21 protein-coding genes and 1 riboswitch are annotated in these 13,982 nt (G+C 37.2%); of the genes, 18 read left to right on the forward strand and 3 right to left on the reverse strand.

From position 1 onward, the window contains the following. Positions 1 to 12: 12 nt before the first annotated feature. From F0342_RS21720 to F0342_RS25065, 7 genes are all read left to right on the forward strand, one after another. Positions 13 to 1,515 carry a distal tail protein Dit gene (locus F0342_RS21720; RefSeq protein WP_149157913.1) on the forward strand — a complete coding sequence of 501 codons (1,503 nt, stop codon included), beginning with the start codon at positions 13 to 15 and terminating at the stop codon, positions 1,513 to 1,515. A 12-nt stretch (positions 1,516 to 1,527) separates the two neighbouring features. Next, on the forward strand, positions 1,528 to 4,128 hold the full coding sequence (locus F0342_RS25060; RefSeq protein WP_188048654.1) for a phage tail spike protein: 2,601 nt from the start codon (positions 1,528 to 1,530) through the stop codon (positions 4,126 to 4,128). 12 nt (positions 4,129 to 4,140) lie between these two features. Next, entirely contained in the window at positions 4,141 to 4,464 is a 324-nt protein-coding gene (locus tag F0342_RS21730) for a hypothetical protein (RefSeq protein WP_149157914.1), read from the forward strand. After that, entirely contained in the window at positions 4,465 to 4,590 is a 126-nt protein-coding gene (locus tag F0342_RS25575) for a CD1375 family protein (RefSeq protein WP_262481848.1), read from the forward strand. A 98-nt stretch (positions 4,591 to 4,688) separates the two neighbouring features. Next, positions 4,689 to 4,817: a hypothetical protein gene (locus F0342_RS25580; protein WP_262481849.1), complete on the forward strand. Its 129-nt coding sequence runs from the start codon at positions 4,689 to 4,691 to the stop codon at positions 4,815 to 4,817. 134 nt (positions 4,818 to 4,951) lie between these two features. After that, positions 4,952 to 5,350 (forward strand): phage holin family protein, encoded by a 399-nt coding sequence (locus tag F0342_RS21735; protein ID WP_149157915.1) that lies wholly within the window; start codon positions 4,952 to 4,954, stop codon positions 5,348 to 5,350. A 61-nt stretch (positions 5,351 to 5,411) separates the two neighbouring features. Continuing rightward, a complete protein-coding gene (locus F0342_RS25065) occupies positions 5,412 to 6,209 on the forward strand; it encodes a peptidoglycan DD-metalloendopeptidase family protein (protein ID WP_188048655.1) in 798 nt (265 codons plus the stop codon). A gap of 143 nt (positions 6,210 to 6,352) precedes the next feature. On the opposite strand, the gene F0342_RS21745 is transcribed toward F0342_RS25065, so the two are convergent. Next, positions 6,353 to 6,484, reverse strand: coding sequence for an anti-repressor SinI family protein (locus F0342_RS21745; protein ID WP_149157916.1), 132 nt, complete (start codon positions 6,482 to 6,484; stop codon positions 6,353 to 6,355). Positions 6,485 to 6,513: 29 nt separating this feature from the next. After that, positions 6,514 to 6,600, reverse strand: a riboswitch (cyclic di-GMP riboswitch). Positions 6,601 to 7,209: 609 nt separating this feature from the next. Between F0342_RS21745 and F0342_RS21750 the strand changes: the two genes are divergently transcribed. Both F0342_RS21750 and F0342_RS21755 read left to right on the forward strand, forming a co-directional pair. After that, the gene (locus F0342_RS21750) at positions 7,210 to 8,142 is read left to right on the forward strand and encodes a S8 family peptidase (RefSeq protein WP_149157917.1); all 933 of its coding nucleotides are present in this window, start codon (positions 7,210 to 7,212) and stop codon (positions 8,140 to 8,142) included. 66 nt (positions 8,143 to 8,208) lie between these two features. Further along, positions 8,209 to 8,832 carry a hypothetical protein gene (locus F0342_RS21755; RefSeq protein WP_149157918.1) on the forward strand — a complete coding sequence of 208 codons (624 nt, stop codon included), beginning with the start codon at positions 8,209 to 8,211 and terminating at the stop codon, positions 8,830 to 8,832. A 464-nt stretch (positions 8,833 to 9,296) separates the two neighbouring features. On the opposite strand, the gene F0342_RS25070 is transcribed toward F0342_RS21755, so the two are convergent. Continuing rightward, on the reverse strand, positions 9,297 to 9,473 hold the full coding sequence (locus F0342_RS25070; protein ID WP_188048656.1) for a hypothetical protein: 177 nt from the start codon (positions 9,471 to 9,473) through the stop codon (positions 9,297 to 9,299). A 102-nt stretch (positions 9,474 to 9,575) separates the two neighbouring features. Between F0342_RS25070 and F0342_RS21760 the strand changes: the two genes are divergently transcribed. The 9 genes from F0342_RS21760 (at position 9,576) to F0342_RS21800 (ending at position 13,678) form a co-directional block, all read left to right on the forward strand. Next, the gene (locus F0342_RS21760) at positions 9,576 to 9,971 is read left to right on the forward strand and encodes an ATPase, T2SS/T4P/T4SS family (protein WP_149157919.1); all 396 of its coding nucleotides are present in this window, start codon (positions 9,576 to 9,578) and stop codon (positions 9,969 to 9,971) included. Continuing rightward, a complete protein-coding gene (gene comGB, locus F0342_RS21765; protein WP_149157920.1) occupies positions 9,958 to 10,980 on the forward strand; it encodes a competence type IV pilus assembly protein ComGB in 1,023 nt (340 codons plus the stop codon). Before F0342_RS21760 ends, comGB begins: the two co-directional genes overlap by 14 nt. 121 nt (positions 10,981 to 11,101) lie before the next feature. Further along, positions 11,102 to 11,407 carry a competence type IV pilus major pilin ComGC gene (gene comGC, locus F0342_RS21770; RefSeq protein ID WP_149157921.1) on the forward strand — a complete coding sequence of 102 codons (306 nt, stop codon included), beginning with the start codon at positions 11,102 to 11,104 and terminating at the stop codon, positions 11,405 to 11,407. Continuing rightward, the gene (gene comGD / locus F0342_RS21775) at positions 11,403 to 11,849 is read left to right on the forward strand and encodes a competence type IV pilus minor pilin ComGD (protein ID WP_395940716.1); all 447 of its coding nucleotides are present in this window, start codon (positions 11,403 to 11,405) and stop codon (positions 11,847 to 11,849) included. The genes comGC and comGD overlap by 5 nt, the downstream gene beginning before the upstream one ends. Further along, the gene (locus F0342_RS21780) at positions 11,833 to 12,159 is read left to right on the forward strand and encodes a hypothetical protein (protein ID WP_149157923.1); all 327 of its coding nucleotides are present in this window, start codon (positions 11,833 to 11,835) and stop codon (positions 12,157 to 12,159) included. The genes comGD and F0342_RS21780 overlap by 17 nt, the downstream gene beginning before the upstream one ends. Beyond that, the gene (gene comGF, locus F0342_RS21785) at positions 12,131 to 12,589 is read left to right on the forward strand and encodes a competence type IV pilus minor pilin ComGF (RefSeq protein ID WP_188048657.1); all 459 of its coding nucleotides are present in this window, start codon (positions 12,131 to 12,133) and stop codon (positions 12,587 to 12,589) included. The genes F0342_RS21780 and comGF overlap by 29 nt, the downstream gene beginning before the upstream one ends. Before the next feature lie 16 nt (positions 12,590 to 12,605). Next, positions 12,606 to 12,938 carry a hypothetical protein gene (locus F0342_RS21790; protein ID WP_149157925.1) on the forward strand — a complete coding sequence of 111 codons (333 nt, stop codon included), beginning with the start codon at positions 12,606 to 12,608 and terminating at the stop codon, positions 12,936 to 12,938. A 3-nt stretch (positions 12,939 to 12,941) separates the two neighbouring features. Then, complete coding sequence (locus F0342_RS21795; protein ID WP_149157926.1) at positions 12,942 to 13,451, forward strand: shikimate kinase; 510 nt, start codon at positions 12,942 to 12,944, stop codon at positions 13,449 to 13,451. A gap of 47 nt (positions 13,452 to 13,498) precedes the next feature. Continuing rightward, positions 13,499 to 13,678 carry a YqzE family protein gene (locus tag F0342_RS21800; protein WP_149157927.1) on the forward strand — a complete coding sequence of 60 codons (180 nt, stop codon included), beginning with the start codon at positions 13,499 to 13,501 and terminating at the stop codon, positions 13,676 to 13,678. A gap of 102 nt (positions 13,679 to 13,780) precedes the next feature. Here the strand turns inward: F0342_RS21800 and F0342_RS21805 are convergent. After that, positions 13,781 to 13,982, reverse strand: a 202-nt coding sequence (locus F0342_RS21805; RefSeq protein ID WP_188048658.1) for a transposase, incomplete at its 5' end; no start/stop codon positions are given.

Consider the following 13,982-nt stretch of genomic DNA (forward strand, 5'->3'; position numbering starts at 1 on the left):
AAGAGGTGCTCTATGTACGAATTTGTAGATTTACATGAAAGAGGTGCAGCAAGCACCTCTTTATCCATTCAAACCATTTTTAATGGGATTAATTTAGATGAAGTACTAACAGATGAAAGTGGAGGTTTTACCACCCTTACGGTATCAGGGAGAGGTAATGTTACTAATCGTTTATTCACTACTGAAATTCCTGGAAAAGATGGTCTCCTTGAATCAAACGAATATACTAGCAGCGAGAGAGAAATTGTAGTGAAGTATAAAATAACTGATAGAACAAATGAAGGTTTTCGATTACGTTTCAACAAATTGAATGATTTATTAAAAGGTACAAAAAATGAATTGGTATTTTCCGATGAGGACGCGAGTTTTTATGCGACTCTTTCAGGAAATGAGGTGCCAGAAGAAAATAGCAATACTCTAATTGCGAGTTTAACTTTCTTATGTTCAAACCCAAGGAAATATGGGCCTGAAAAAACTATCACGTTGAACACCTCATCAGGAACAATAGCAAATGTTGATGGGACAGCTAGCACAAAGCCTATATTTGAATTAGAAGTAAATGCCCCTATCACTTTTGCGATGGTGTCAACCGGTGATGAATATATGGTTATAGGCAGACCGGCCGACATAGAGGAAGAATTGGTGGATACAAAAACAATGATCCTCGAAGAAGAAGGGACATCGCTTGGCTCTTGGTCAGAAGCTTCAACAATGGTTGATGTGGGTGAAGTATCTGGGAGGTTTGAAACGGATGGAATTGGAATAACGGTTCCCGATTATGGTCTCCCATCTGACAGTAGATGGCACGGTCCTGCATTAATAAAAGAAATACCAGTCATTCAAGACTTTGAAATAGAAATGCTAATGGATGTCAGAACCATTAATTCTGAAGAAACGTTTAGAATCGAGTGTTATTTGTTTGATGAAAATTTTAATGTCTTAGGTAAGGTGGGAATTAAAGACAATGGGCTGCAACTGCATAGAAAAAAGGGTGTTGGTCGTATTGGATCAGAGCTTGGTGGGACTACAAATTATCTAATATCCTCTGAGAACTATGAATACAATTGGGACACTTTTAACGGAATGGTGAGGATGAGAAGGGTAGGCAAAAGATTTGAATTCTATATAACACGTGTAAGTAATGCAGGTAACCATGTGAATTCACAGGTTGCGAGTTATTATGATAGCGATGGGTCTTATCAGGGCCTTTTAAAATATATCCAAATCCACATAGGAAAATATTCAGGCACCGAACAAGCTTATACGCCTCGAATAGATTCCATTCGAGTATTCCAGCTTCACGAAACTAATGTCGATCAAACACCTTATATAGCAAACGTCGGGGATAAAATCGTCATGAATCACCGAACAAGAGAACTATTATTGAATGGTGAACGAGTTGCTAAGGGTGACTTTGGTTCAAGACCATTCAACTTATCGCCAGGTGAAAACACTCTTGTTTTATTACCAGAGAATGGGTTGCGCGGTATTATGAAATATAGACCGGCATATTAGTGGAGGGATTATATGATACACATTGCTAATGGCCGCACTGACGAATTATTTAATGAATTTATTGTGGAGGAAGAATACTGGAACGATGAACGGCTGCGGGAGTTGAAAAGCAACCGAGATACATTTGCTTTTGAAACTTTTGCTGGCAAAGCTTATTCAAACTTCTTAACAGACAGGAATCATATTTATATAGCACAAAAAACAGGTGATTATTCAGAATTCATCATAGATGAAACCATTCAAATTTTGAATAGAAACGGTAGTCATGGGCGGAAGGTTTATTCCACTGCAAGTTATTTGGAATTGAAAAAGTCAAAGCCTATTGAACCACAAACATTTGTAGAACAAGCTCCATTTGTCCTCGTTGGGCGTGCATTAAATCACACGGCTTGGAGTCCAGGTGTAATTCAAGGCACAGGGTATCGAACCTTAGATGTGGAAGAACATACTAGTCCCTACGATTTATTAAAGCGTATAGCGAGTGAGTTTCGTTTAGAGTTGAATTTTAGAGTGGTTGTTAGAGGAAACAAAGTAATTGCTCGTTATGTTGATTTAATCCAAAGAATTGGCGCTTTCAGAGGGTATGAAGTTGAATTTGGTCATGACCTACTCGGTATCGAAAGAAAAGAAAAAACAGTTGATATCGTCACGGCTTTAATAGGAGTGAGTCCTGCTGATAGCGAAGGAAATCGAAAGACGGTTTTTGTAGAAAGTGATGATGCACTTAACCGTTGGGGGCGTTTTAACGCGACCGGCCAATTACAACACTTATACGATGTTTACTATCCTGAATCAACTGATCCGGAGATGACCTTAGAAGAACTTACATCATACACAGAGAATGAATTAGAAAAGCGAATCAATGCTCGTATCGAATATTCCACTTCTATTGCGGTTTTATCAGAAAAAGTAGGACAGGAATTATTTTTTGGTGATACGATACGCATTAAAGATGAAAAATTTAATCCTCCACTCTATTTAGAAGCTCGAGTACACACTATGTCTGAAAAAGACAAAGGGAAAAATGTAGAAGTTACACTTGGAGATTATGTTGAATTCACTGAGACTGAGGTCAAATCAAATTTACGTTCGTTACGCGATCAAGTTAATAAGAAAATCAATAATGCTCGTTTAATGGAATATGCAGAGCAAAGATTTCATGAAGGTCCAACTCCTCCGGAGGATAAGTCAAAAAAATGGCTGGATACATCTAACTCTGAAGGAATAAATCCGCCTGTAGTTATCTGGAGAACCTGGGGTAAAGAATCAGGGACCTGGCTTGCGGGTCCAAGTGGCCCACAGGGACCCAGAGGACTACAAGGATTACAAGGAGAAAAAGGAGATCAAGGAATCTTGGGACCTGCAGGAGAAGACGGGAAATCATCATACACTCATATCGCTTATGCTAATAGTGAAGATGGGACGGTTAGTTTCTCTATCGCTGATTCGATGGATAAAGAATACATTGGAATCTACGTGGACAGCAACCCGATTGATTCAACGAACCCTTCCCAATACAAATGGACCCTGATTAAAGGAGCTCAAGGCGATAAAGGTATTCCGGGATCCCCTGGTTTGGATGGATTGACCCCATATTTTCACACTGCATGGGCAAACAATTCAACGGGTACAAATGGTTTTTCAACGACATCTGCTTCTGGTAAATCGTACATCGGAACATATACCGATTTCACTCCGGCAGATTCAAGTAATCCCTCTCAATACACCTGGATACTTATAAAAGGAGAAAAAGGAGAAACCGGTAATCAGGGAGCTCAAGGCCCTCAAGGCCCTCAAGGGCCAAACATCGTGGACAGTACAACTGAAATCGAAGCTAACGTCATCAAATCGAATCACATCGATGTATCGAACCTGTCTGCGATTGTCGCCAACTTAGGGACGGTCACCGCCGGAACCCTTACAGGTGTACAGATTAACGGTTCCACGTTTACCTCGAAGTTTAATGCGTACAATTTCACCGAAGTCACGGATAACCACGTCCACGCGGAAGGTCAGTACACGGATACCACATACGGATTCGGAGACAGTTACGGAGAGTTCGACATTAACGATGGTCGGATGTACTTCAAAGTCGGACTTCGCGATGGGAATACGAAACTGAGCACCGGCACGACGATGGATTTTACGATGTTCGGGGTAGTTGTCAAGGACAGTAACCCGGGTAACGGGGTCTACATCGGAAGTGACGGCTCCATCGGGTTCGGCAATTGGTACGACCAACATCCGGACGGCGCTATATACAGGTGGGGAAACGGTATTAGAATTGACGGACTAAAACCCGAGGTTCACGAATATCTCTCAAAACTGAATGGCTGGGTAGATTATGGTGCAGAGTACACACCTGCCGCATACACAAAAACCGCGGACGGATATGTTCACCTGCGAGGGATGCTTAAGTCAGGAACTATCGGTTCTGCGTTAGGGCGTCTCCCCGTGGGATGCAGGCCATATAAGAAAGAAATCTTTATAGGGGTGTCATCAGGAAATGTTGCCACTCGAATTGATATCGGTGTTGATGGTTACATTACTCCTCAAAATGGAAGCAACTCTTGGGTATCTATCTCAGGTATTTCATTTAAAGCAGAAAATTAAGGTGGGAACTTAGTGGAAAACAAAACTACAAATAAAACTGTTTTTGAGGTCGATGCATCTGGAGATGTAATCGGTTTTTTTATTATGTCTGAATCAGAAATCACTTTAGCTACTGAAGAAGGGAGGCGTATCATAAGGGAGGGTTGGCATAGTCAGAGAATCTTTAAACCTAAATATGATTTTGAATCTAATACATGGATAGAGGGTCTGGATCCTGTTAAGCTCCAAAACAAATTGCAGTTTATTGAGAAACAAGAAAAAACGCCAACTGACGAAGAGTTAAATGCTGTTGCGATAATGGAACTAACGCAGCTTGTATTAGGAGGAGGTGAGTAAATGTTGGCCATGCTATTTGCGACTTATATCATTCGTGGGAAATGGAAGTATGAGGATGTTCCTGAACTAATAAAGGCTGATGTTAATAAAATTCTTAAAGCTGAGGGATATACAGATTTCAGTTAGACCTATAAGATATAAAAAGTTGATTAAATTTACTTACTTTTACATTTTTTTATTACGATTGGGTAAAATAAGAAAAAGTATTGAAAGGGAGGGCTTTTATGTATTTTGACCCTAATTCTTTTAATGTAAGAGAAGTAGATGATCATGAAGATTTTATTGATGAAGATTTATTGGCATTAGGAGAAGAATATTTTGATCCGAATGAAGCGGTTGACTGGATTTATTGAAATGAATGTTGTAAATTTTTGAACCTTCCTGAGTAAATAGGTTCTTTTCTTTTTTACAGATGGGGAAAATGAATGATTCTATTTTAAGAGCCTTATTCAAAGGCTCTTTTTTATTTTAAACGAGGTGAAAAGAAGTGGAGGAGAATTGGTTGTTATCAAGCTTTGAAACATTAGATATTGCAAAAGCCTATTTATTTGGAGATGTGAAGTTTTTAGATTTACTTGTATTACTGAGTGTAATCGATATTATTTCAGGAGTTATTAAAGCTTGGAAGGATAAAAGGTTACGCAGTAGAAATGCTTGGTTTGGATACGTTAGGAAAATGTTAAGTTTCTTTGTAGTTATTATCTCTAATGTCATAGATCAAATTCTTGGATTGAACGGTGTCCTTACTTTTGGGACCGTTCTTTTTTATATTGCAAATGAAGGCCTTTCAATTGCTGAAAATCTAGCTCAAATTGGCGTGAAGATTCCTAAAGCGATCACGGATCGACTACAAGTTATTGAACACCAAAGTGAAGAAAAGAAATAAAACTCTCCAACCGGAGGGCTGTTCTTAAATATAAAGATTCAAATAAAAAGGAGAGAAAAATATGTTTATTTATCCAACGCAAGGAAAAATCACTTCTCGTTTCGGTAAAGACTTTTTGAATGGTGTGGCTAGAATGCATAATGGAATCGATATCGCTAAGAGTGGATTAAATGAAGTAGTCGCATCTGAAAGAGGTAAGGTATCCAAGTCTTATTTATCGTCCTCTTACGGAGAGTGCGTCCGTATTGCTCATGAAATTAATGGTCAAACATGGGAATCCCTTTATGCACACATGAGAACCGGGTCCAGAAAGGTAAGCGAAGGAGATTATGTTAAACAAGGACAACCAATCGGTATCATGGGGAACACTGGTTACTCCTTTGGTCAACATCTTCACTTTGAGTTGCACAAAGGCAGATGGGATATCAAAAAGAGTAAAGCTGTGAATCCGTTAGATTATCTTTTGAAGGACCTATCTTCTCCATCTTCTTCAAGTGTGCACACGGTGAAGTCAGGTGACACACTGTGGGAGATTGCTAAAGATAATAATCTTTCAGTGAGTGAATTGAAAGCCCTGAATGGATTAAAATCAGATGTCATCTATCCTGGAGATAATTTAACTTTGAAAAATTCATCTTATGTGGGGAAGAGAGCAGAGTGTAGGGTATCAAAATTACGATTCTATTCCAAGCCTTCGTGGGATGATAAATTTGTAGTGGATTATTTAACAGAAGGATATGGTTTTCCGACCATCGTAAGAAAATTGAAAGTGGACGATGCTTATCAATTTGAAGTGGAAAATTCAAAGGGTAAAACTTTCTTTGTAACAGCCAATGAAAAATATATTCGTGTTGAATAAGTTTATTAATAATTACAGATAATAAAGTAGAGCACATAGTAAAAACCTTCATAGCTTTTGTGTTGCCTTCTCCAGAATACTTGGAGAAGGTCTTTCTTTTCTACTTTTGATACATAGAGCGAAGCAAGTAAATCATCTTGACCTCATAGAGGACGAGATGATTTATTTAGAAATTCTCTAATTTCATCAACTGAAATTCCTAGATCGCGAGCCTCAAAAATGAGTTCAATCCATTCTTGATCTAGTTCATTTTCACAAGTATTTGCAGTAGTCAATATATTACCCTCCTAAAATATGTACTATTCTAGGTAGCTCAGCCGTCATCGCTGTTTATTAACTTAGACCTGTAGCTTTGCGTCCCAATCTTTCGAAAGGTTTGCCTTTTTTCTAAAACTATACAACTATGTAAAATAATAGTACCATTACTGTTTAACGTAATGAATAAAAAATAAAACAGAAAGTTCGACATATTTTTAGTTTTTGTCGCACTTCGAAGGGAGTGTGGGGATATTAAATATTTAAACAGCAAATAGAATACGAAGAGTTAATTATGAACTCGATTTAAATTTCTCTAACCAATTAGTGTGTTTTTTTCCATTACATAAATAGATCTTAAATATAATATTGAATACTTGTTCCCCATATAGCAAAATAAACCATCTTTTCGAAATTAAGCATCAAACCAATAATAATCATTACATATCCACCAATGAACAACCCCATTACGATAAACGGGATACAAAGACCGAGAGAATACGCAGTGATATTCAGAAATGTTTGTGTGGGGTTTATTGTTCCAATTTTACTAAAAGAGAACCCTATTACTAGTAATGATGAAAAAATTGTAAGTTTTTAAAATATTCTTCTGGGAATAATTTGTCTTTTTTTATGGAAAAAGAAGTAAATGTATGTTTAAATATTCCTAGGTAATAGGTAATGAGTGGAAACATTACCTATACCTAGTGTAATTTATGGCCATATTTTACAGAAAAATTTTTAAGTGGTGATTATTGTAAAACGCAAAAATTACTTCATATTACTGTTAATCATTGCAGTTATAGGAGCATACTTTTTAACTAGTAATCTCTCAAAGTCTAATCAAGTTGTGCCTTGGACAATTGAATACCTAAATGTAGATTCACTGGATGAATTTAATGGAAATAACATTAAGGTAGCCATACTTGATACAGGAATTGATATATCACATCCTGACTTAAAAGGTAAGGTAGTTAAAGAATATAACACTATCTCGCCTGGTAATCCTTCAATTGACGAATCAGGACATGGAACAGCGGTAGCTGGGATTATTGCAGCTATTGATAACAACATTGGGACTAAAGGAATAAATCCTCAGGTGAATTTATATTCTGTAAAAGTTGTAGATGAGAATGGACGAGGTAAGTTAGAAGATCTTATTGAAGGTATTGAATGGTGTATAGATCAAAATGTTGACATTATCAACATAAGTCTAGGGAGATCTCACGGTAATAAATCACTAGAGGCAGTAGTAGAAAAAGCAATAGAAAATGGAATTGTTATTGTAGCATCTTCAGGTAACAATTTTAATGAGGATAGCGATTATCCAGCTGCATATAAAAATGTTATTTCTGTAACAACTGTTGATGAAAAGAATATCCTACCAAGTTTTGTTTCAAAAGGGAAAATTGATTATTCAGCTCCAGGAACGGAAATTCCAATACTTACTCTAGATCATGAAAAAGTTTCGGAGAGCGAAGGGACCTCTTATGCGACTGCTCACTTAACTGGATTAGTTGCTCATGTTTTACAGCGGAATCAAATAGCTCAGACGAATGAAAAGAGTACTGTTGAACAAGTCAATAATGTTTTGAAAAGCTGGTCTAAGGATTTGGGTGTAACAGGAAAAGATAATCTGTTTGGTGAGGGTAGTGTGAGTATTCCAAAATCATCATAAATATTATCTGAAGAGAGATAAGCTAACAAAATCAATGAATAATTTTAAAAAAAGGGAGAAAAGAGAATGAAAAAAATTATAGCTAGTCTTTTTACATTAATGCTAATCTTAGGAGTTGTTACTCCTAGCTATGCTGCAGCTAATGAGTCAGAAAAACAATTGAAAAAAATAGAGAAAGAACAAGAAAAACTACAAAAAGAGCAAGAAAAAATGATTGAAGATGTTGAGCCATTTGTTAACGTAACAGAAGATGGTAAATTTGAACTGGTTAATGCTCCAAAAAAATTATTTAAGAAATATGATTTAGCAAAATTAGAGGCACATTTTGTTGAAATGAATAAGCTGGCTAAAGAAGGTTCAGTGACTATTAATGATGATTTAAGTATTGAAGATAATCTTTTTACTATTTCCGCTGTTTATGGAAAGTGGACTTATCATTGGTGGGGATATGATAGAAAAATGAGTAATAGCTATGCGAATTGGTATGCAAATGAGTACTTAGATATGATTGCGGCTGGTGGAACTGTAGTAACTGGTGTTGGCGCTTACTTCCCTCCAGTTGGGGCAGTAGCAGGTATTTCTACGGGTCAATGGTTATTGCTAAAAAATAGAATTAATGCTAATAATAAAGGTAATGGAGTTTATGTAGGGGTAACATGGGCACTTTTCTTTAACGTGGATCCTCTATAAGCAAGAAAGGAGGTAATCCAAGCTGAATACTAGCTTATTGATGACTATTATTCCTGCGTTACTAATCATAATAAGTATTACATTTTTCGTTATATACTTAATAAAAAAGAACAAAAACGAACACAAAAATATAGCGTATAAAGTAGGGTTTTCAATTACTTTTCTAGTTTTGGTAGTTGCCTATTATGCTATAGCAAGATAGTAAGTGGAAATTGAAAATAGCCTATGAATCTTCTTGATTCATAGGCTATTTTTCTATTTAAAGCACATTCTTTACAAATAAATTATTGGACATAACTCCACCATTAATAGCTGCTCGATCAAGCTCTTATAATTTTTTCTATATCATTCTTTGCTGTAAGTGCTTTACTAACTCTGCCTTATTCACTTGAAAAATAAAAAAGCAATCCAAAGAAAGCACTAAGTGGATTGTTTCATATGTTTCATTTTATTTAAGAAAATTATTATTGAAAAAAAGAATATTTCTTTACGATCTCTTCAAAGGTTCCTTCATCAATAATAAGAAGATTTTCAGTATCAGGGCAATCAAAGTGTAAAATAGTGTTCGCGTAATTTAGTGCTACTTGATCATGAGGTTGGTAAAACTCCTTACAGTGGTGACATCTGATTCTACTTTTCAATTTAATTCCTCCTTTCCATTACGTTAATTAGTAATTCGAGTTAGGGTATCCATAATCCTTTAATATTACAAATATATATGTAATGAAGTTACTATAAAAATAATGCATAGTTCTATCAATATTACTGGTCATTTAGTGATCACGACCATGCATACGAGGGATGCAAAAGGTGCGATTTACCGTTTAATGGAATTAGGAATTGAATGGCATGATATTCAACAAACACTGTTAGCCGTATCGGCACAGAGATTACTAAAGTTAGTTTGCCCGATTTGCAAAACGGAGTGTGGAGGGAATTGTCTTCGAGGTAAAAAGGTTAATCGAGCTTCTGTCTATGAAATTGTAACAGGAAGAGCTTTGAAAGAAGTAATAAAGGAGGCGAAGGGGGAGTCGGTCCGGTATCAGTATCATACACTCCAAACCTTGATCAATAAGGGGGTGGCACTAGGATTTGTTTCAGAACTTGAATATAGGAAATGGATTCATGAAGAAAAGTGATGATCAAGGTAAGTTTCTCAAAAGGCTTGGAGACCTCCTCCAAAAGGGCTATAGTTTTTCAGAAGCCATCGATTTTCTCTTGCTCCCTAAAGAGAAGAATACGCTCAAATTAAAAAAGAGAATGATTGGATCGTTGCAAAAAGGAGAGTCCGTCTCTTCAGTCATCAACAAACAGCTAAATATCCCTAGTCACGTCAGTGCACAAATTTATTTCGCCGAGCATCATGGTCAAATGGGACATACTCTATCAGAAGCGGGAAACTATCTGATAAAGAGGAGGGAAAACCAGCAGAAAATACGACAAGTCATTCAGTACCCATTCATGCTCATTATCATCTCGATTTTAATGATGGTCTTACTGCGAAAAGTGCTATTTCCAAGATTTCAGTCTCTGTATACTTCTATCGGATATGAACCCTCAGCGAATCTTTTGCACCTTCTCCACTTCATCGAAAGATTCCCAGTGATTTTCAGTATATTTTTACTATCACTCATTTTCTGCACAATAGTATTCTCCCTGTTCAAAAAAAGAATTTCTCCTATTAAAATCTCATTCACTCTATGCAAAATTCCTTATCTGTCAAATTATTTAAAGCTTGGTCACTCACACTTTTTTGCGAGAGAACTAAGCTTCCTTCTCACAAGCGGAGTATCCATCACAGAGTCTCTCCTCATCATTGAAAGTCAATCCTTCCGACCAACGTTACAATACGTTTCAAAAAAATTGATCGAAGGATTAAGAGAAGGGAAACCATTTCATGAATGTTTCTTATCGCTTCCGTTTTTTCAAAAAGAGTTATCCTTTGTTGTCCATCACGGGCAATCCAATGGACGATTAGCTGAAGAACTGCGACTTTATAGTGAGATATGCTTTCAAGAATTAGAGGAGAATACCAATGCATTGCTTAAATATATTCAGCCGATGATTTTTACTTTTGTAGGTCTATTCATCATGGCGATCTACTTCTCCATTATGATGCCACTATTTCAGATGATGCAGGGGATTTAGAAAAAAATTCTAAAAATTGGCCAATACCAGCAATGCCTCGACACAACAGCAAATTAAATGAATTTCGTCGTGTATCACAGTCACATTAGTAAGAAATACACAATACCCAAGGAGGAACACCATGCTCAAAAACGAAAAAGGCTTCACCCTAATCGAAATGATGATTGTTCTATTAGTCATATCTGTATTGCTTTTTATTACGATACCTAACGTCACCAACCAAAGTAATTCAATTAACTCCAAAGGCTGCGAAGCATTTGTTCACATGGTGGAAGGCCAGGTTGAGGCCTACAAAATGGATGGGAATGCGCTCCCGGTCACCATAGATACCCTCGTCACAGATGGGTATTTAAATGAGAATTATAAAGCATGCCCCGACGGAAGTGCCATCACCATTGATGCCGAAGGGAAGGTAATCCCTAATTAATGAAGTAAGAAATTGGGAAGCAGGGTATACCCTTATTGAGATGCTTGTCGTCTTTTTGATTTTCACGACCCTTCTATCTTGGGTCAGCTTTTCCATACTTCCTATGAAAGAAGTTAATGAAAAGGATTTATTTCTTTCCCAGCTCCAATCAGACCTCTATCAGATCCAAAGCTACAGCATTAGACATCAAGTTCCCATCACCGTGACCTTTTACCCTATAACTAATAAATACGTTGCGAAAACAGCTACTAGACAAACGATTGTCTCAAGAGAGATTTCATCTTCCATCCAGATTACATCAATAAACAGCTTATCAGACATCACATTCTATCCGGATGGAAATACAAATCGATTTGGCAAGCTGAACTTTAAAATGGGAGATACCATGATTCAGCTCATGTTTCAAATTGGGCAAGGGAGGTTTTATGTACAAGAATACTAAAGGTTTCTCACTTCCGGAAGCACTTATTGCCTTTAGTTGCATCCTGATGATAGCAGGCGTATTTATACCTTTTCTGATCCAATATGCTTCTCAACTTCAACGACTTCAGCATGAAGTGGAGGCTGTGAAATTTCTTAAAGAAGGGGTGGAGAAGGCAATCGTTAGTCACGAGTATGTGAATCATTCAAAAATGTATAAAGGAGTCAGATATGAACTCGATTGGAAAGGGGGAGTCAATGAAGAAGCGTGTGTCCAATATCATAAAAGAGGTGCGGATCCCCATGAAGTCTGTATTTCAAAGGCTGAATAACAAAGGATATACATTAATCGAGGCTCTGTTAAGCTTTACAGTATTTTGCATGATTTCACTATGCATCCCTCTCATTATGAACGGTTTCTCTACGATTAAAAATGATATGGTTCCACCACATTATTATGAATGGAATCTATTCAATGAAAGTTTGAGAAATGAACTATGGAGAGGGGAAAGTGTAGTGATCACGCCTGATAAGATCTCTTTTCTGGTGAGTGGTGAATCCATTTCGTATGAAAAGTATAATCAATCCATTCGAAGGAGGGTAAATAATCAAGGGCATGAAGTCGTTTTACAGTCAGTGGATTCATTTAGCTTTGCATCCATTAGCCAGGGAGTGCATATGGATTTGGAGTTTGTGGGTGGAGAAAAAGTGGAGGGGGAATTCTTTTACTTTTCAACCGAACAAGGAGAAGGAATACCTTAACAATAAGGGGTTTATATTGCCATATACTTTAGTGCTTCTGATGATTGTTTTATCTATAGGGTTTGCTGCAAAGGATCTTTTTATTAGTAAATATCTATACTTAACAAATATGAAATACATTTATGAAAGAAACGTGAGTGTATCTCATGCGATCCTGTTGGAGATGGAGAGTGGGGTGCTCGCCTCCAAACAATGGAAAGGGAATTATGGTGAAATCGTTACCCGAAGCGATATGGACAACCCGGATGAAATACGTTTGGAAGTGACATTCAAACGGGATGAGAAGCTTTTTCTTCCAACGACGGTTGTGTATAATAGGGAAACAAAACACATTATAAGTTGGGAGTAGAATATGAAACCGATTTTCTTTATTGGATTTATGGGGGTAGGAAAAACGACGATTGGGAAACATCTAGGGGAACTACTGAATCTCCCGGTCATTGATATGGACAGTTACATTGAGAACAAAGAGAAAAAGTCTATTAAAGAGATCTTTAATCAGCAGGGAGAACAACATTTCAGGGATCTGGAAAACAAAGTCCTCCTTGAGTTAGCCAACAAGCAAGCGATTATCACTACGGGTGGAGGAGTGATTGAAAGGGAAGAGAACCGGGAAATCTTACGACAACAGGACTTAGTATTCCACCTGACTTGTCCTTTTGCTTCATTATGGTCCCGTTTAGACGGCGATGAAAATCGTCCACTCGTACAAAATAACTCCAAGGAACGGTTATCGGGTTTATTCAACCTTCGCTTCCCACTGTATGAGAGTGGAAGCTCCATAACGATTCATACAGACAATAAAACCATAGAAGAGGTTATTGAAGAAATACTGCCTCATCTAGATGGGCAAGCTGAATAAATTACTTATAGCCGGGCATACTGATAAAAGCAGGAGGTGGTGCTTTTATGTCAGTGAATGATTATGTTAAATTCATAACACAAACATTTGTCCAACATTATGAAAAATCACCTCATGAACGTAAAAGTATAAAGAAGCAACGGAAAAATGAGCGAGAACCATTTCTATTTCGCTGGTTCGGGATCATCCCATATGCTTTCCTGATCATGTTTAAGAAAAATAAATAAAAAAAGGCTGCCTTATGGGCAGTCGCAGACCGTAGACAAACCCCACCTTTGCATTTAAGCGAAGATGGGGTTTTCTGTTATTTTAAAAGATTTTTCTTTTTTTTAGGCTGGACATGGTCCTCGCCATGTCCAGTTTGCCAATTTCTTAAGATTCATGGCAGCAAACGTAAGCATCGCCTGCATTGAAACTTTTTTAAGACCCCTTAAGGTCGTCCAACGCATGCCATGCTTTTCTTTTGCGTCCGCAAAGACTCGTTCGATCGTTTCTTTGCGTTTCGCATATAGAGTTTTATTAAGTTCTGTA

The organism is Bacillus sp. CH30_1T, from assembly GCF_008364765.1.
Taxonomy (GTDB): Bacteria; Bacillota; Bacilli; order Bacillales; family Bacillaceae_B; genus Rossellomorea.